Source organism: Bacillus sp. MYb209 (assembly GCF_002975175.1).
GTDB lineage: Bacteria > Bacillota > Bacilli > Bacillales > Bacillaceae_G > Bacillus_A.
Genome location: NZ_PCNZ01000020.1, coordinates 76,315 through 93,940, shown reverse-complemented (window position 1 = coordinate 93,940; position 17,626 = coordinate 76,315). Strand labels below are relative to the sequence as shown.

The window sequence follows — 17,626 nt, the reverse complement described above, 5'->3', positions numbered from 1 at the left end:
GTAGAATACAACCTTGCCAAGGTTGGGGTCGCGGGTTCGAATCCCGTCTTCCGCTTAATTACTAAGGGGCCTTAGCTCAGCTGGGAGAGCGCCTGCCTTGCACGCAGGAGGTCAGCGGTTCGATCCCGCTAGGCTCCATATAAATAGGGAAAGCTTACATCAAATGATGTAAGCTTTTTTTGTGTTTAAATTCCACTCCAAAAGGCAACTTTTCCGTATATCGTTTAAAATGAAAAAAAGGGATTGAATAAGGGGGAGGTAATTATGAAAGTTGTCATTGCATCGGATTCATATAAAGAAAGCCTGAAAGCTATAGAGGTATGTGAAGCTATTGAAAGAGGCTTTGCAGCAATTTTTCCTAAAGCAGAGTATGTTAAAGTGCCAGTTGGAGATGGAGGCGAAGGAACGGTTGAATCTCTTGTTGGTGCTACAATGGGGAGAATTATATCACTTAATGTGACAGGGCCGCTTGGAGAGAGCGTGCAAGCCTTTTATGGTATGTCTAAGGATAAGAAGACAGCATTTATTGAAATGGCGGCAGCATCAGGATTACAACACGTTCCAATTGAAAATAGAAACCCACTTATTACAACGACAAAAGGGACAGGCGAACTTATATTACATGCATTAGATCAAGGAGCTAAACACATTATTTTAGGGCTTGGAGGAAGTGCTACAAATGATGGTGGGGCTGGTATGCTATCTGCCTTAGGCGCAAGATTTATAAATAGGAAAGGTGAGGTAATAGAACCTTCTGGAGGGACATTGCATTTGATAACCACTGTTGACCTTTCTAGGATTGATTCACGCCTGGAAGATATAAAGTTAGAAGCAGCATGTGATGTAGATAACCCTTTAGTTGGACTGAGCGGGGCATCTTTTGTATTTGCGAGACAAAAAGGTGCGAATGTAGAGATGATGAAAGAGCTAGATGAGAATTTAAAACATTATGCTAATATACTTAAACAACATGTATCTTTTGATGTATCTGAAATACCAGGTGCGGGGGCAGCTGGAGGAATGGGAGCCGCTGTCGTTGCAGTACTAAAGGGACAGCTAAGAAAAGGGATTGAAATTGTATTAGATTATACAAATTTTGATAAGTGTATAGAGGGTGCCGATCTTATTGTAACTGGTGAGGGAAGAATAGATGAACAAACAGCTTATGGAAAAGCTCCTGTTGGTGTCGCGAAGCGGGCGAAATTTCGTCATATTCCTGTAATTGCTATTGGTGGATCTGTATCTCCGAACTATACAATTGTTTATGAAAAGGGAATTGATGCAGTGTTTAGTATTACGGCTAGTCCAATGACATTAGAAGAAGCATATAAAGCGGCAGAAGAGAATATCGAAATGACAGCAAAAAATATTGCAGCAGTATGGAAACTAGCATCAGAAAAACGCTTCTAAATGTAGAAGCGTTTTTTAATCTATTTATTTGAGGATATCTTGTGTAATTCTAGGTAGTAATGGAGAAAAGCACTGATAAAAATATTAGCTGATAGAAAAGTTAGTTGGTTCATCAAGTTAACTTTATACATAGAATAGTTTAAAAATTGGGATTCCAACGTAAATGTAAGTGAATAAAATGTATATCCATGCAGAAAAATGTCGAGTTGAGTCAGACTATATAAAAGATTTAAAATATTTAGTGAAGGCATAAAAGGGGGATACTATCTATGAAAAAAGAAATCTCAGTTATTGGAGTTCCAATGGATTTAGGACAGATGCGTCGCGGGGTTGATATGGGACCAAGCGCGATCCGTTATGCAGGGGTAATTGAAAGAATCGAAGAAATTGGATATAGCGTAAAAGATATGGGAGATATATGTATAGAGAGAGAAAAAGAAATAGATGAAAATACAAAGTTAAGAAACCTTACACAAGTTGCAACTGTATGTAATGAGTTAGCAAGTAAGGTTGATCATATTATAGAAGAAGGTCGGTTTCCACTTGTATTGGGCGGCGATCACAGTATTGCTATCGGTACGCTGGCTGGTGTAGCGAAACATTATAAAAATTTAGGTGTTATTTGGTATGATGCACACGGTGATTTAAATACAGAAGAGACTTCACCATCTGGAAATATTCACGGTATGTCACTTGCTGCAAGTTTAGGATATGGACATTCTTCACTTGTAGACTTATACGGGTCATATCCAAAGGTGAAGAAAGAGAACGTTGTAATTATCGGTGCACGTGCATTAGATGAAGGAGAAAAAGACTTTATTCGTGAAGAAGGCATCAAAGTATTCTCAATGCATGAAATTGATCGTATGGGTATGACGGCTGTTATGGAAGAAACAATTGCGTATTTATCTCATACTGATGGTGTTCATTTATCATTAGATTTAGATGGGCTTGATCCTCATGACGCACCAGGAGTTGGAACACCTGTAATTGGTGGTCTATCTTATCGTGAAAGCCACTTAGCGATGGAGATGTTAGCAGAAGCTGATATTGTTACATCTGCTGAGTTTGTTGAAGTAAATACAATTTTAGATGAGAGAAACAGAACAGCAACAACAGCGGTTGCTTTAATGGGTTCTTTATTCGGTGAAAAACTGAAATAAATGTAAGAAAAGCAACTGTGAAGTTGCTTTTTTTATTGGAAAATAGGCGTATAATAATGACTTATATTATACTGTAGGGTAAGAAAGTTTGACATCTTACCAATTTAAGCTAAAGAGGGCGTTTGTAATTGTCGTTTGTTTCATGTATGGTATAATTAACTAGTTGTTGGAAATACATACAGATAGAGCATAAAACAATATTTCAATATATGGATAGAATTGCTCGTAAGTAGGAGGAAGGGTTAGCATGCCTTTTGAAGATACGACCATTTTGAAATATCTTAGTACGGCATTAGATATTGCTGTTGTATGGTTTATTATATATAAGCTAATTCTTATAATCCGGGGCACGAAGGCTGTTCAACTTTTAAAAGGTATTACAGTTATTATTGTCGTCCGGATGATCAGTATTTTACTTGAATTGCATACGCTATATTGGCTAACGGAACAAGTATTAACGTGGGGATTCTTAGCTGTTATTATTATCTTTCAGCCAGAATTGCGAAGAGCACTTGAGCAGCTAGGACGAGGTAGCTTGTTTTCGCGTGTAGGAACTCACGAAGATGATGAACCCGAAATTGTTGCAACAGCGATAGCGAAAGCAACGGAATATATGGGAAAACGTAGAATTGGTGCATTAATTACGTTGTCAAAAGAGACTGGGATGGGTGACTATGTGGAAACGGGTATTCCGCTGAACGCAAATGTGTCATCAGAATTACTCATTAATATTTTTATCCCTAATACGCCTCTTCATGATGGAGCAGTAATTATGCAAGGAAGTACAATTAAAGCAGCAGCATGTTATCTTCCGCTATCAGAAAGTCCGTTTATTTCTAAGGAGTTAGGAACAAGGCATCGCGCTGCAATGGGAGTTAGTGAAGTTACTGATAGTATTACGGTAGTTGTGTCGGAAGAAACGGGTCAAATTTCTTTAACGAAAAATGGTGAGTTACATCGTGATTTGAAGACAGAACAGCTAAAGGATATGTTATTAGCTGAATTTAGTGGGAACGAAAAAACGACTTCTTCGTCTTTATGGAATTGGAGGAGAAAGCGTCATGGATAAGTTAATGGAGAATCATTGGTTTTTAAAAGGAATCTCATTACTATTGGCGTGTATGCTTTTTATGTCAGCAACTTTAACTGAAAAAAATACGACATCGAGTATATTACCTTTCGTAAATGAAACGAAAGAAACATTAACTGATTATCCTATTACCCTTAAGTATGATGAAGAGAAATATATTGTAAGTGGTATTCCAGCAGGTGGAGTCAAGGTGAAGTTGGAAGGCCCAAAATCAGCAGTTGCTACAGCAAAAGCAAAAAAACAATTTGATATATCAGTTGATTTGCGAGATAGTCAAAAAGGAACTTATGAAGTTTCTTTAAAAGCGAATGGGCTTCCAGATGATGTGAAAGGAACAGTCCAACCAGCAACAATTAAAGTCACTCTGCATGAAAAAGCGAAAAAGTATGTTCATGTAGACTTGAAATTATCAAATGAAGATCAGATGCCAGCGGGTGCTACTCTTGAAAAATCAGTTATTAAGCCTGATACTGTTGAGGTAGTTGGGACGAAAGAAGAAATAGAAAGTATTTCATCTGCTAAGGCATATATCGATTTAAAAGGTGTTAATAAAACTGTTACAAAAACACCAGACGTTACATTATACAATAAAGAAGGAAAACGCTTAAATGTAAGAACAAATCCATCTAAAATTAGTGTAACGTTGAATGTAGCAACGCAAGCTACAGCAAATAACGTCGAAAAAACAGTTCCTTTAACATATGCGAAAAAAGGGAATTTACCAGAAGGTTTAGCTGTTACAAATATTAGTGTTGAACCAAAAGAAGTAACGATAGCAGGTCCAAAAGACATTTTGGATAATATACAATCTATAGAGGGGGTCGAGGTAGATCTTAGTCAATTGACGGATTCTACAACATTCGATGCCTCTGTTTTATTGCCAAAAGGCGTAACAAGTGCAAAACCAAATCAAGTGAAGGTTTCCGTAGGGGTACAAAAGGTAAAACAAACGAAAAGTAAAACTATTGATGGTATCCCGATTCAAAAAAATGGAATTCCGAATGATGTTACTGCTCAGCTACTTTCGCCACAAGATGGAAAGATAAGCGTTGATATTTCAGGAGAAGCAAGTATAGTAGATAAAATAACAGCTGCTCAAATAACAGCTGCGATTAATCTGCAAAATGTATCTCCGGGGACGAATGATGTTTCTATTCAAGTGAGCGGTCCTGGTAATATTTCGATAGAAGCAAAACAAAAAAGTGCTAAAGTCACAATTGTGAAGAAAGAAAAGCCGGATAAAGAAGTACAAGGTAATATTGAACAACCAGATTCAAAAAACAATCAAGAAAATCAAACTGAAAAACCAAAAAATCCTGAACCGGATCCAGGACAGGATCAGGAAAAAGATAAAGACAAAGATAAAGACAAAGATAAAGACAAAGATAAAGACAAAGATAAAGACAAAGATAAAGAAAATGGCCAAGAAATGAGCCAAGAACCAACAGTAGATAATCAAAAAGGAGCGAATAATAATGGGTAAATATTTTGGCACAGACGGAGTACGCGGGGTTGCAAATAAGGAATTAACACCTGAATTAGCATTCAAAATTGGACGTTTTGGCGGCTATGTATTAACAAAAGATACAGATCGTCCAAAAGTAATTATTGGCCGTGATACACGTATATCTGGACATATGTTAGAAGGAGCTTTAGTAGCGGGTCTATTATCAACTGGAGCAGAAGTAATGCGTCTTGGTGTTATTTCTACACCAGGTGTGGCTTATTTAACAAAAGCTTTAGATGCACAAGCGGGTGTTATGATTTCTGCATCTCATAATCCAGTACAAGATAATGGAATTAAGTTCTTTGGTTCAGATGGCTTTAAATTAACAGATGAGCAAGAAGCAGAAATTGAAGCGTTATTAGACAAAGAGGTTGACGAGCTACCACGTCCAACAGGGACTAACCTTGGACAAGTGAGCGATTACTTTGAAGGTGGACAAAAGTATTTACAATACATTAAACAAACTGTAGAGGAAGATTTCTCTGGTTTACATATCGCTTTAGATTGTGCACACGGTGCGACATCTTCTTTAGCTCCATACTTATTTGCAGACTTAGAAGCTGATATTTCAACGATGGGAACTTCACCGAACGGTATGAACATTAACGATGGAGTAGGTTCTACGCATCCAGAAGTATTAGCTGAGTTGGTAAAAGAAAAAGGCGCTGATATCGGACTTGCTTTTGATGGAGACGGAGACCGTTTAATCGCTGTAGACGAAAAAGGAAACATCGTTGATGGCGATCAGATTATGTTTATTTGTGCGAAGTACATGAAAGAAACTGGTCAATTGAAACATAATACAGTTGTTTCAACAGTTATGAGTAACTTAGGTTTCTACAAAGCACTGGAAGCAAACGGTATTACAAGTGATAAAACAGCAGTTGGTGACCGCTACGTAATGGAAGAGATGAAACGTGGTGGATATAATCTGGGCGGAGAACAATCAGGTCACATTATCTTACTTGATTACATTACAACTGGTGATGGAATGTTAAGTGCTCTTCAACTTGTAAACATCATGAAAATGACGAAAAAGCCATTATCTGAGCTTGCAGGTGAGATGACGAAATTCCCACAATTACTAGTAAACGTTCGTGTAACAGATAAAAAACTAGCATTAGAAAATGAAAAAATTAAAGAAATTATTCAAGTTGTAGAGGAAGAAATGAACGGCGACGGTCGTATTCTTGTTCGTCCATCTGGAACAGAGCCACTTATTCGTGTAATGGCAGAAGCACCAACACAAGAAGTTTGTGATGCTTATGTACACCGTATTGTAGAAGTTGTGAAAGCTGAAGTTGGCGTTGAATAATTTGCTAAATATATTTTAAAAGGAGCACAAGAAGTGCTCCTTTTTCATATGTTTTATAGACAATGAAAAAATTTTCATTGACGGTTTATATTGTTTGTTATACGATTGTCTTGTTCTTTTTCTCAAAGGAAATATTGTAAATTATACAAGCGCCAGAACTACAAGTAGTGTAGTTGACGAGGAGGAGCTTTATCGAGATTTCGGCGGATAACTCCCGGTTGTTCATCACAACCGCAAGCTTTTACTTAAAACATTAAGGTGACTTAGTGGACAAAGGTGAAAGTGTGATGAGAGAAAAGGAACGGATGAATACTAGCTGTATAAGTATATACGGACTTTAACCCAATCGAGAGGAAGGTGAAAGCCGTTACAAGCTTACAGGGCTAGCAATATGTAATCCGTTTTTTAGTACAAATAAAAATGGTATCGGACTATGTCGTTACATGTTCGCAGAGCAGCGTAAGCATTTGTAACGGCGACTAAACATGTGTGGAATCGTAGGATTTATTGGAGAGCAAGATGCAAAGGAAATTTTATTAAAAGGTTTAGAAAAGCTAGAATATCGTGGATATGATTCAGCAGGTATTGCAGTACAAGCAGAGAACGGTGTTGTTGTATACAAAGAAAAAGGCCGTATTGCAAAACTTCGCGAAGTCGTAGATGAGAATGTAGTAGCAAACGTGGGAATCGGTCACACACGCTGGGCTACACACGGTGTTCCAAGCAAAGTAAACGCGCATCCGCATCAAAGTACATCAAAACGCTTTACGCTAGTTCATAACGGTGTAATTGAAAACTATGAATTAGTGAAAAAAGAATATTTACAAGATGTAACGTTCGTAAGTGAGACAGATACAGAGGTTATCGTGCAACTTATGGAACAACAAGTAAGCACAGGACTAAGTGTAGAAGAAGCGTTCCGTAACACGTTATCTCTTTTACATGGTTCTTACGCAATCGGACTACTTGATGCTGAAAATCCAAACATGATTTATGTTGCTAAAAACAAAAGCCCGCTATTAGTAGGTGTTGGTGACAACTTTAATGTTGTGGCGAGCGACGCTATGGCGATGTTACAAGTTACAGATCAATTTATCGAGTTAATGGATAAAGAAATCGTAATCGTAACAAAAGAAAGCATTACAATTAAAAACTTACAAGGTGAAACGATTGAACGTGCACCGTTTACAGCGGAACTAGACGCAAGTGATATTGAAAAAGGAACGTATCCTCATTTCATGCTAAAAGAAATCGACGAGCAACCACTTGTAATCCGTAATATTATTCAAAAGTACCAAGGTGAAAATGGCGAGATTGAACTGGATGAAGATATCCGTAACGCAATTTTAGATAGCGATCGTATTTATATCATTGCATGCGGAACAAGTTATCATGCAGGTCTTGTTGGAAAGCAATTCATTGAGAAGTTCGCGAAATTACCAGTTGAAGTACACGTAGCAAGTGAATTCTCTTACAACATGCCATTATTAACAGAAAGACCATTCTTCATTTATATTTCACAAAGTGGTGAAACTGCTGATAGCCGTGCAGTACTTGTGCAAACAAATGAAATGGGCCATAAAGCATTAACAATTACAAACGTACCTGGTTCTACGCTTTCTCGTGAAGCTGATTATACACTTCCGCTATACGCAGGACCAGAAATTGCAGTTGCATCAACGAAAGCTTACACAGCACAACTTGCAGTACTTTCAATCTTAGCAGCTGACATTGCTAAAGCTAAAGGTGAAATTCTTGATTTCGATTTAACTCACGAACTAGGGCTTGTAGCAAACGCAATGGTAGTACTTTGTGATCAAAAAGAAGAAATGGATGCATTAGCAAAACAATTTTTATCAACAACACGTAACTGCTTCTTCATCGGACGTAGCGTAGACTTCTTCGTAGGTTTAGAAGGTGCGTTAAAACTAAAAGAAATCTCTTACATCCAAGCAGAAGGATTTGCTGGAGGAGAATTAAAACACGGTACAATTGCCTTAATCGAAAATGGTACACCAGTTATCGCCCTTGCTACACAAGAGCACGTAAACCTTGGAATTCGTGGTAACGTGAAAGAAGTAGTAGCACGCGGAGCTAACCCATGTATCATCTCAATGAAAGGCTTAGAAATGGAAGGAGACAGCTTCGTATTACCAGCTGTACACGAAGCACTAGCACCGCTAGTAGCAGTTATTCCATTCCAACTTATCTCATACTATGCAGCACTTCACCGCGAGTGTGACGTTGATAAGCCACGTAACTTAGCTAAATCTGTTACTGTTGAGTAGAAGGTTGGTAGATTTGAAATAAATGTTGCGAAGCTTTGCCCCTTTGGATAGGATTATCTAAAGGGGCATTTTTGTGTCGAAAAGAAAAAGAACATCTAAAATTGATAAGTGGATTAAAGAGGGGCGAGGAACTGGTAGTGGGGCAGATTATCAGCCTTGGCTTAAAATTCAAGATGTTTCCTCAATAGGGCGATCAACAAGATTAAAAGGTATAAAGACTGCCAGACAACATGAGTTTTTATCGAATTTGGAACGGGACTCTTTTAAAATAACCGAATATTCAGATGATGATTTAGATATTCGTGAACAATTTTCTTTATTACCACAAGAAGAGACGATAGATTACTAGACATTACGAGGGGGATTATTAATGAAAGTGAAAGAAAAAGCATATCTAAGTATAGAAGAGATTATTTCATTACCAACCTTATCAAGTACAAACATAAGTGATGATGGCAAAAACGTAGCATTTGTCAAAAAGACAGCTAACTGGAAAGACAATACATATAGGAATCATGTATGGGTATATGAAACAGATAAGGGGCAGAGTTATCCATTAACAACTGGGGATATAGGTAGTACATACCCATTATGGTCTCCAGACTCTAGGGATATCGCATACCTTAGTCTAGTTGGTGATGGGGATAATAAGAAAAATCAGATCTTTGTTAAGTCACTAGATGGTTATGGTGGGGTTCAAATTACTGATGAGAAAGAAGGGATCAGTAAATTCAAATGGGAGTCTACTGGCAGGGGTTTTTATTATGTCGCACAGTCAAAAGAATGTGAGCTGATAAAGAAACGTAAAGAACGATATGGAGATTTCCAACATGTAGGTAAGGAACATCAGAATAATTGTTTATATTACATTGAAATAGAAAAAGTGATACAAAATGATGCATATAAACACGAAAATAACGTTGTTTATCAACTAACTGATGGGAAGGATTTTCATATCCAGGAATTTGATATTTCAAATGATGGGAAGAAAATTGTATTTATGGCTACACCAAGCTCAAGTATGGAAGATTATATAAATGGAGATCTATATATACTACATATTAAAGCTAGAGAGTTACAAAAGCTGAATATAGATAAGTTGTTGGGAGGGAGCGTGTGCTTTTCTCCTGAAGGCAGCAAAATATGTTACTCGGCAAGTATAAGAGAGAAGGAGTACTATAAGACCAATATACAAGACAGTACATTAGAGATATACGATATTCATAATGGAGAGCTAATTCAACCTTTAACAGGTTTTGATAGTACGGTTATGCCATTACGATGGACAGCTAAAGGAATTTTAATAAGATGGCAGGATAAAACGAATTATCTTATTGGGTTGCTATATGAGGATGGCACTGTGGAAGTGTTAAGCGAAAAAGTAGATGGTTTTATAATGGATGCTTCTATAACGAGTGATGGAAATCATATATCCTATAATAAAGCTATAACAAATGAAACCTTTGAAATGTATTTAGACGATAAAAAAATAACGGATGAAAATAGCTTTTTTAAAGGAAGACTTAAAGGTAACAGGAAAATAATCTCATGGCAAAGTAGTGATGGTCTTGAAATAGAGGGTGTTTTATCAACCCCAGTAGAGTTTGATTCCAATAAACAATATCCTTTATTAGTAGTAATCCATGGCGGTCCGGATTGGGCATCCTTTCCCATATTCTCAGACTGCTTTAATGAGAAATACCCTATTGAGCAGTTTATCGAAAAAGGCTTTATAGTTTTAGAGCCAAACTACAGAGGAAGTTCTGGTTATGGTAATGAATTTTTAAAAGCAAACTATAGAAAACAAGGACTTGCTGACTACGATGATGTTATATCTGGAGTGGATAAACTAGTTGATCAAGGGGTTGTAGATAAGGATAGAGTAGGGGTTATGGGATGGAGCAACGGGGGATATATATCAGCTTTCTGTTCTACATTTAGTAGTAGATTTAAAGCTATTTCAGTTGGTGGTGGAATTACTAACTGGAGTACCCATTATGTAAATACAGATATCCCTTACTTTATTAGAATGCATTTAGGAAATACTCCATGGAATGATCCAGAGATATATACTAAAACATCACCAATGACGTATATTAAATCAGCCTGTACGCCTACATTAATTCAACATGGGGAAAAGGATGCAAGAGTTCCAATTCTAAATGCATATGAGCTATATAAAGGATTAAGGGATATGGAAGTTGATACAGAATTAATTATATTTAAAGGAATGGCATATAGTCCTGATCAGCCGGGAATGAATGTAGCTATTATGAAGCAGAATTTGATGTGGTTTTCACACTATATTCTTGGGGAAAGTATGGAGGGTTTTAGGGTTTTATAATGGACGTCCTCACAGGATACATAAGGAAGCTTTTTTCTTAATTAGACTTAGAAGGAAAATTAGATATAAGAAAGGGATACTTCATTACAACTGATTTATCTACGGGACAAAAAAAGATATATTAAATAGAATGATCAAACTTTTTTTAACACCTACATTTATATGAATTTAAAATAAAGCCACCCCTTTAGATAGAGTTATCTAAAGGGGTGTTTTTCTTACGATTAGTCAACTGTTTTTTAGAGTTATAATTGATTAAATGCTAGAGATTTTAAGCCAATTAGAATGCAAACCAAATACCCCTAATATATGTCCATTTTTTACTAGGGGGAAGATATGGTATGCTGGATGAAACTATGGTTTCAGGCGGTTAACCGATAATCATAGTGCATATTATGTGTAATGAGATAGAAGAGAAGCTTCAATAATTTATTTACACATGCAATGGACGCAACTTTATGACACTTGTTATAAGGTTGCGTTTTTAATTTATCGTAATACTCAACAATATGATTTTGTCCGTAACGTCGTTGTTTAATCATGTTCTGGATGATGAGGAAAAGGAGCTTCCGCAAATGTTTATTTCCACGTTTATTGATTTTATCTTTAAAAAAGGTTTTACCTGATTGAAAACGGCGTATATCAATACCAGCAAATGCATTGAGTTGCTTGTTATTGTTAAAACGAGTAATATCTCCTATTTCAGCCATCAAGCGTACTGCAGTATTCGGTCCAATCCCAGGAAGACTGCGAATGACATCGTATTCTTCACGTTGCTCAGCTACATACACCATCTTGCTAATACAGCTTTCTTTTTGGTGAAGAAGCTCTTGATAGCGCCTTGCGTATAATTTGAGCTGGTCACACAGAACATCGTTCTGAGAAACAGCAGGATAGCAAATTTTCGCTATTTCAAGTATCTGAATCGCTTTTTTCTCCGCCGTAATATTTGATATTTTTTTATTGGTGTTGGCACGAATACGATTTTTTATAATGGTTTTAGAAAGACCTAAAACACAATCTGGGTGGGGAAATAGTTGAACAAAATTTAAAAACAAATCAGATCTACTAGTAAATATTCTTTCCAATTCTGGAAATGTTAATTGGATTACTTTATGCATACGGCCGCGAATTATTGATAATTCACCATCCAGTTCACTATATAATCTAGAAAGAGATTTTAACTGATAGAATAAATTATCAGTTCCGGTAGATACCCTTCGGGTAACTGTAAAATGAGTGAGAGCTAATCGGTGTGCGTCGCTTCGGTCTGTCTTATGAATCCGCAAGGAATCACATTGTATTTTGGCTTCTAGTGGGTTTAATAAACAATATGTATACTGGTTATTTTGCATAAATCGTTCTAGCTGTCTGGAATAGATTCCTGTTGATTCGAACACAATTTCAGGTGATTCTCCGGTTTCATCTGTAAGCTTATGTATCTTTTCTTGTAGCTTTTTAAAATCAGGCTTAGTATGCTTGATTTCACTTTCGAATACACATTGTTTTTGTACATTATAAATTACCATATAACTTTTCCCCATACTGACATCAAATGCAATAACGTGTTTCATATAGCTCCTCCTCAGGTGGAATTGAAGTCTTCAACTTACACTTATCGATTCTCATTTCTTATACACGATCTCGAAGACCAACATACTAAAAACTGATTCAAATAAGGTAAGTGAAGAAGGTCAGTTTTGTATACGGATTCAGGATCCCAAAACACCCACGACCTTCTCTTCACTTCTACTATATAAAAAATAGTAGTGCGAACCAATGCCTTGGTCTGCACTACTAATCTTAGTATGTTTTATAGTAAAAAGAACAACTGAAATTGAAGGATTGATTAAGGGACTGTTGAGTGAAAATTAGTTGTTTCGTTTGAGGGCCAGATTGTTGAAAAGTAGATTTAATAAATTATATAATTTATTGTAAACTGAGTTCACACAATTATTGAGACGATTTATTATAAAACATATACTTAAACGATTATAAGTAAACATAATTTGGAGGACTAATATGACAGAGAATAAAAATGTGTTACCGGTAGAAAAACGTGAAGAATTATTCAAATCATTGAAAGCTCGTTTTGAGAAGAATATGAATCGCCATGAAGGTGTTGAATGGGCAAAAGTCGAAGCAAAGCTGGATGCTAATGCTGAGAAATTATGGTCACTTAACGAAATGGAAGTAACTGGCGGTGAGCCGGATGTTGTCGGCTATGATAAAGTGAAGGACGAGTATATTTTCTATGATTGTTCAACGGAAAGTCCTAAAGGTCGCAGAAGCCTTTGTTATGATCGCGAAGCGCTAGAGTCAAGAAAAAAACATAAACCAGAAAATACTGCTATTGATGTGGCAACTGCCATGGGCATTGAACTATTAACCGAAGAACAATATCGAGAGTTGCAAAAACTTGGAAATTTCGATATGAAATCATCAAGTTGGGTACAAACACCTTCAGATATTAGAGAGCTCGGCGGTGCTCTATTTTGCGATTATCGCTTCGGACACGTTTTTGCGTACCACAATGGAGCAGATTCTTACTATGCTGCCAGAGGGTTTCGCGGTTTGTTAAAGGTTTAAGTTTTACGTAAATAAAAAAGAGCCTGCATTCAGGCTCTTTTTCTATTTATATTTTAAAGATGAACTATTACTATGCAGCTTTACTTAATTTATATGTTTTGTGGTTGTTTTTACCGAAAAGTTTTGGGGAAACATAACCATCTAATCCAATACGTCCAGCATTCTGTCCTGCAACTAAAATGAACATAGTTAAAATAAGCAGGTTTGGGTTTACACTAACAGTTCCGCTTAATAAAAATGAAAGGTTCATTATGATTCCGAAAAATGCAGCTGTTTTTGTTAATCCACCTAAAATCAAACCTAGACCTACTAAAATTTCTCCCCATTGAACTAAAAAGCTAAATAGGTCTGCGTTTGGAAGAACAAAATGTTGAAGGAAATCTGCCCACCAACCTTGTACTGCAGGGTGACTACCTGATGCTTGAGCGATAGCTCCTTTTAGAAAACCGCTTGCATCAAAAGACTGTCCAAAAACTTTGCCTATTCCAGCAACGAGCCATGCATACCCTATGTAAAGTCGTAAAAATAATAATATGAAAGTAGCGCGTTTATCAGTTCTTAAAAAATTGATAACCATTGAAATCCCTCCAATGTATTGTATTTACATGTTTATTATATATTCATTGTGAACAAATTCACAATGAATAAAATGTGAACAAAACTTACAATTTTTCATTTGTAAAATTGTACATAAAGTATTGTGAAATTTATTTTTTGGAGGATGAAGAATAGATGAGGGATGGGAGCTCTCCACTAAAATAGATAGCTCCCATAGTAAACAAATTAATGTACGTTCTTTTAAATATCTACTATTAATTTATCTTGTCTTTTCCTTATTATTTCTCTGGTTTTATATAAGGAACTACTTGCGCAGTAGCTCCTACAGAAGCACCACGAATAAAGTCTTGGTTTTCTAACGCTTTAAAGTTTTCTGTTTTCCCGGTTAGCATGACACCTAAAATTTTCACTTGATCAAAGGGTTTGTTTTTGTTTGATTTTAAAAACTTCTGAATGTCTTCGTCATGTCCATCGTCATCGTATGGTTTAAGTGAATCAACGAACTCTTTGTACGCTTTTTTAGGTGATTTTTCTGGGTTGAATCCGTAAACCGGCATACCAGCAGGCCCTTTACTTTCATCCCTAATTGGCGATGTCATATATAGCCATACGATGTTTAAGTTGTCTGGAATTTTTTTCTTTTCCCATCATTTTTCCTCCCTACACTTATACAACGAATAGGTAATGATAAATGTATACACTTAAATTAAAGTTTTGTTCTTTATAAAAATAGGGAAGGCATATAACAATCATATGTTATATGCCTTCCCTATTATATATTTAGTAATTTATTTAGCTAATGTAAATTTAGCTTTTTTACCTTGTGAAATATCTTTAGCTTCTTTATTTCTCATAGGTCCTAGCTCAATCTCAAAGCTTTTATCTTTCCAAATCTTTTCATACTGTTCTTGGTCTAATATATATACTTGTAGTAATTCTCCAGATGTCCCTGTTTTGACCACATCGTTATAAGTATAGTTTAGTAGCATACCTTCGCCAATTGTATATTGTGCACCATCATTAACTCTCAATGTAGAGCTTATAGGAGATAGTGCGACGTCTTGTGTATCTTTGTTATCAAGTTTGAATTTTACTGTTAATAGAACAATACCATTTTTGAAATTTGCAAATCGTGGAGCCTCGACAGAATTTGGCGTGAATTGAGCAAATTGATATCCATCTAATGTAACATTGACAGCACCTAATTCTTGACTATTATTAATGCCGGATTGTTCTTTTAGCATTTTTTTATCGCCCATGTTATTAGCAGTTACTTTATCTTGATAGAAAGCTTTATCTGCTGTTACCTTTTCAGCGCCTTGTTTGTTTAAACTTAATGAAAAGTTTCCAGGGCTTCCAATTGGTGCATCAAATTTTCCTTTATTAGCTTGTGCAGTTGGAACTTTGACGGAGACCGTTGATAGGCTTGAAATTTTTGTTAAATCATCTTTTCCAAATGGATAAGCGATATAACCAGAAATGGTTTCTCCTGCCTTTACTAAATAGTCATTTGTTGGAGCAAGCTTGGATGGTAACTGGTCTTCTTTTGGGATTAAATCTTTATAGTTACTATATACCTTCTGAGCACCAGTAAATGACATGTCCAATGCCGGCATGTAGTAAATATCTTTAGTTGAATTGTTTTTCACACTATAATTTGCAAGGATAACTCCACCGTCTGTTTGATTATTAAAAGGGATATTAAAGTCGGTATGGAAACCATTTAATTCAACTAATGTATAACTATTAAGTGATACTGAAATATCCTCTGCTTTATGGATTTGTGGTTCTTTATTTTCAAAAAGAACTTTTGTTTTACCACCCGTTTCTTTCTCCATATAGGAAATCAGTTTGGAATAATCACTTGAGTTAGTAGTTGTATTTTCAGTTTTTTTGTCTTCGGATTTTTTATCTTCAGTTTTATTTTCTTTTGTTGTATCCGTTTTTTCTGTCTTACTTTCTTTGGTTTCATTTTCTTTTTGATCTTTATTTGTCGTATCGCTTTGACCGCAGCCAGTTATTAGAAAGGCTGCTACGATTACTGTAGAAAATAAAGAAATTACTTTTTTTGACATTTTTTCTTCCCCCAATTTGTTTAAAACTAGATGAGTCTGCATAATCAGACCATTTATAACATCTCTCACATTAGCCCCACGTTTTATTATAAAAAAACAAACCATTATTTACCAGTGTTTTTTGATTATTTGTTTTATTTTAATATCTTAATGGTTATTTTTAATAGAAACATAGTTGAAGCTTATATGTAGGTAAATCACAATATTTTTCCTCCGAAAGAGAAGTAAGATTATCTTTTCTATTTTAAATATTTAATCTTTTCGTTAAAGTAAATAATAGAGATATATTGAAAGGGGATAAAGACTAGATATGTGGATGAACTTGTAATGATTAGAAATTAGATAGATGAATTTTTCTCTCATAAGTGAGGGTTTATTTAGCTATCTGTAAATCATTCAAGGACTGCATATTTGGCTTGTACATCCCTTTTGTAAGGATAGATACCTATGTCGGGAAAGTTTATATCTCTTATATAAAATATGCGTCCTTTAATTTGGAGGAGTATATGATGAATCAATTAAAAAATAAAGTAGCAGTTGTTACAGGTGTAAGTCGTCTAGATGGTATAGGAGCAGCTATTTGTAAAGAATTAGCTGAAGCAGGATACGATATATTTTTTACGTATTGGACAGAGTATGATAAAGAGATGCCTTGGGGCGTTGAGCAAAATGAACAAATACAATTAAAAGAAGAGCTGATACAAAGCGGTGTTAAAGTATCAAGTATGGAGTTAGATTTAACTCGGAACGATGCACCAAAGCAGCTTATAAATACAGTTACTGAACAATTAGGGTACCCTCATATATTAATTAATAATGCAGCTTATTCTACGAATAATGATTTCTCTAATTTGACTGCCGAAGAGTTGGATAAGCATTACATGGTAAATGTTCGTGGGACTACATTGTTAAGTAGTGAGTTTGCACGTGGATTCAAGATGAAATCCAGTGGTAGAATCGTTAATATTACTTCGGGGCAATTTAAAGGGCCTATGGCTGGAGAGCTAGCATATGCAACAACGAAGGGAGCTATTGACGCTCTCACTAGTACGTTATCAGCAGAAGTGGCTCATTTAGGGATAACGGTTAATGCGATTAATCCAGGTCCAACTAATACGGGATGGATGACTGAAGAGATAAAGCGCGGGTTAACACCGATGTTTCCTTTTGGCAGAATTGGTGAACCAAAGGATGCAGCAAGGCTTATTAAGTTTTTAGTGAGCGAAGAAGCCGAGTGGATTACAGGGCAAGTTATTCATTCAGAAGGTGGATTTAAGAGATAAATTT

The 17,626-nt window shown here is 36.0% G+C and carries 12 protein-coding genes, 1 tRNA gene and 3 pseudogenes; 12 read left to right on the top strand and 4 right to left on the bottom strand.

The features are described 5' to 3' along the window. The first annotated feature begins 65 nt into the window (after nucleotides 1-65). From CQZ94_RS22830 to CQZ94_RS22785, 10 genes and pseudogenes are all read left to right on the top strand, one after another. Nucleotides 66-138 (top strand) — tRNA-Ala (locus CQZ94_RS22830). A 126-nt stretch (nucleotides 139-264) separates the two neighbouring features. Then, nucleotides 265-1,410 carry a glycerate kinase gene (locus tag CQZ94_RS22825; RefSeq protein WP_105587204.1) on the top strand — a complete coding sequence of 382 codons (1,146 nt, stop codon included), beginning with the start codon at nucleotides 265-267 and terminating at the stop codon, nucleotides 1,408-1,410. 269 nt (nucleotides 1,411-1,679) lie between these two features. After that, nucleotides 1,680-2,573 (top strand): arginase, encoded by an 894-nt coding sequence (gene rocF, locus CQZ94_RS22820; RefSeq protein ID WP_105587203.1) that lies wholly within the window; start codon nucleotides 1,680-1,682, stop codon nucleotides 2,571-2,573. A gap of 247 nt (nucleotides 2,574-2,820) precedes the next feature. Next, on the top strand, nucleotides 2,821-3,642 hold the full coding sequence (gene cdaA, locus CQZ94_RS22815) for a diadenylate cyclase CdaA (RefSeq protein ID WP_002115347.1): 822 nt from the start codon (nucleotides 2,821-2,823) through the stop codon (nucleotides 3,640-3,642). Then, on the top strand, nucleotides 3,635-5,146 hold the full coding sequence (locus CQZ94_RS22810) for a CdaR family protein (RefSeq protein ID WP_105587202.1): 1,512 nt from the start codon (nucleotides 3,635-3,637) through the stop codon (nucleotides 5,144-5,146). Before cdaA ends, CQZ94_RS22810 begins: the two co-directional genes overlap by 8 nt. Beyond that, nucleotides 5,139-6,485 (top strand): phosphoglucosamine mutase, encoded by a 1,347-nt coding sequence (gene glmM / locus CQZ94_RS22805; RefSeq protein WP_105587201.1) that lies wholly within the window; start codon nucleotides 5,139-5,141, stop codon nucleotides 6,483-6,485. The genes CQZ94_RS22810 and glmM overlap by 8 nt, the downstream gene beginning before the upstream one ends. A 287-nt stretch (nucleotides 6,486-6,772) precedes the next feature. Next, a pseudogene (locus CQZ94_RS22800) lies at nucleotides 6,773-6,958 on the top strand (hypothetical protein). Between the two features lie 12 nt (nucleotides 6,959-6,970). Continuing rightward, complete coding sequence (gene glmS / locus CQZ94_RS22795; RefSeq protein ID WP_105587200.1) at nucleotides 6,971-8,773, top strand: glutamine--fructose-6-phosphate transaminase (isomerizing); 1,803 nt, start codon at nucleotides 6,971-6,973, stop codon at nucleotides 8,771-8,773. A gap of 73 nt (nucleotides 8,774-8,846) precedes the next feature. Next, nucleotides 8,847-9,113: pseudogene (locus CQZ94_RS22790) on the top strand (TnsA endonuclease N-terminal domain-containing protein); the annotation flags it as partial. Between the two features lie 30 nt (nucleotides 9,114-9,143). Further along, complete coding sequence (locus CQZ94_RS22785; protein ID WP_105587198.1) at nucleotides 9,144-11,117, top strand: S9 family peptidase; 1,974 nt, start codon at nucleotides 9,144-9,146, stop codon at nucleotides 11,115-11,117. A gap of 362 nt (nucleotides 11,118-11,479) precedes the next feature. On the opposite strand, the gene CQZ94_RS22780 is transcribed toward CQZ94_RS22785, so the two are convergent. Continuing rightward, nucleotides 11,480-12,691 (bottom strand): IS110 family RNA-guided transposase, encoded by a 1,212-nt coding sequence (locus CQZ94_RS22780; protein ID WP_105587197.1) that lies wholly within the window; start codon nucleotides 12,689-12,691, stop codon nucleotides 11,480-11,482. 448 nt (nucleotides 12,692-13,139) lie between these two features. Here CQZ94_RS22780 and CQZ94_RS22770 point away from each other — a divergent pair, with 448 nt between their 5' ends. Continuing rightward, entirely contained in the window at nucleotides 13,140-13,706 is a 567-nt protein-coding gene (locus CQZ94_RS22770) for a DUF4256 domain-containing protein (protein WP_105587196.1), read from the top strand. Nucleotides 13,707-13,776: 70 nt separating this feature from the next. On the opposite strand, the gene CQZ94_RS22765 is transcribed toward CQZ94_RS22770, so the two are convergent. The 3 genes and pseudogenes from CQZ94_RS22765 to CQZ94_RS22755 form a co-directional block, all read right to left on the bottom strand. Beyond that, nucleotides 13,777-14,283 carry a DoxX family membrane protein gene (locus CQZ94_RS22765; protein WP_105587195.1) on the bottom strand — a complete coding sequence of 169 codons (507 nt, stop codon included), beginning with the start codon at nucleotides 14,281-14,283 and terminating at the stop codon, nucleotides 13,777-13,779. Nucleotides 14,284-14,542: 259 nt separating this feature from the next. Continuing rightward, nucleotides 14,543-14,899, bottom strand: a pseudogene (locus CQZ94_RS22760) (anti sigma factor C-terminal domain-containing protein); the annotation flags it as partial. A gap of 153 nt (nucleotides 14,900-15,052) precedes the next feature. Beyond that, on the bottom strand, nucleotides 15,053-16,339 hold the full coding sequence (locus CQZ94_RS22755) for a DUF5068 domain-containing protein (RefSeq protein WP_105587194.1): 1,287 nt from the start codon (nucleotides 16,337-16,339) through the stop codon (nucleotides 15,053-15,055). Between the two features lie 506 nt (nucleotides 16,340-16,845). On the opposite strand from CQZ94_RS22755, the gene CQZ94_RS22750 reads away from it, so the two are divergent. Beyond that, the gene (locus tag CQZ94_RS22750; protein ID WP_105587193.1) at nucleotides 16,846-17,622 is read left to right on the top strand and encodes an SDR family oxidoreductase; all 777 of its coding nucleotides are present in this window, start codon (nucleotides 16,846-16,848) and stop codon (nucleotides 17,620-17,622) included. Nucleotides 17,623-17,626 lie beyond the last annotated feature (4 nt).

Coding starts and splice junctions, on each gene's coding strand:
- CQZ94_RS22825 (WP_105587204.1), top strand. CDS start 265: ATGAAAGTTGTCATTGCATCGGATTCATATAAAGAAAGCCTGAAAGCT.
- rocF (WP_105587203.1), top strand. CDS start 1,680: ATGAAAAAAGAAATCTCAGTTATTGGAGTTCCAATGGATTTAGGACAG.
- cdaA (WP_002115347.1), top strand. CDS start 2,821: ATGCCTTTTGAAGATACGACCATTTTGAAATATCTTAGTACGGCATTA.
- CQZ94_RS22810 (WP_105587202.1), top strand. CDS start 3,635: ATGGATAAGTTAATGGAGAATCATTGGTTTTTAAAAGGAATCTCATTA.
- glmM (WP_105587201.1), top strand. CDS start 5,139: ATGGGTAAATATTTTGGCACAGACGGAGTACGCGGGGTTGCAAATAAG.
- glmS (WP_105587200.1), top strand. CDS start 6,971: ATGTGTGGAATCGTAGGATTTATTGGAGAGCAAGATGCAAAGGAAATT.
- CQZ94_RS22785 (WP_105587198.1), top strand. CDS start 9,144: ATGAAAGTGAAAGAAAAAGCATATCTAAGTATAGAAGAGATTATTTCA.
- CQZ94_RS22780 (WP_105587197.1), bottom strand. CDS start 12,691: ATGAAACACGTTATTGCATTTGATGTCAGTATGGGGAAAAGTTATATG.
- CQZ94_RS22770 (WP_105587196.1), top strand. CDS start 13,140: ATGACAGAGAATAAAAATGTGTTACCGGTAGAAAAACGTGAAGAATTA.
- CQZ94_RS22765 (WP_105587195.1), bottom strand. CDS start 14,283: ATGGTTATCAATTTTTTAAGAACTGATAAACGCGCTACTTTCATATTA.
- CQZ94_RS22755 (WP_105587194.1), bottom strand. CDS start 16,339: ATGTCAAAAAAAGTAATTTCTTTATTTTCTACAGTAATCGTAGCAGCC.
- CQZ94_RS22750 (WP_105587193.1), top strand. CDS start 16,846: ATGATGAATCAATTAAAAAATAAAGTAGCAGTTGTTACAGGTGTAAGT.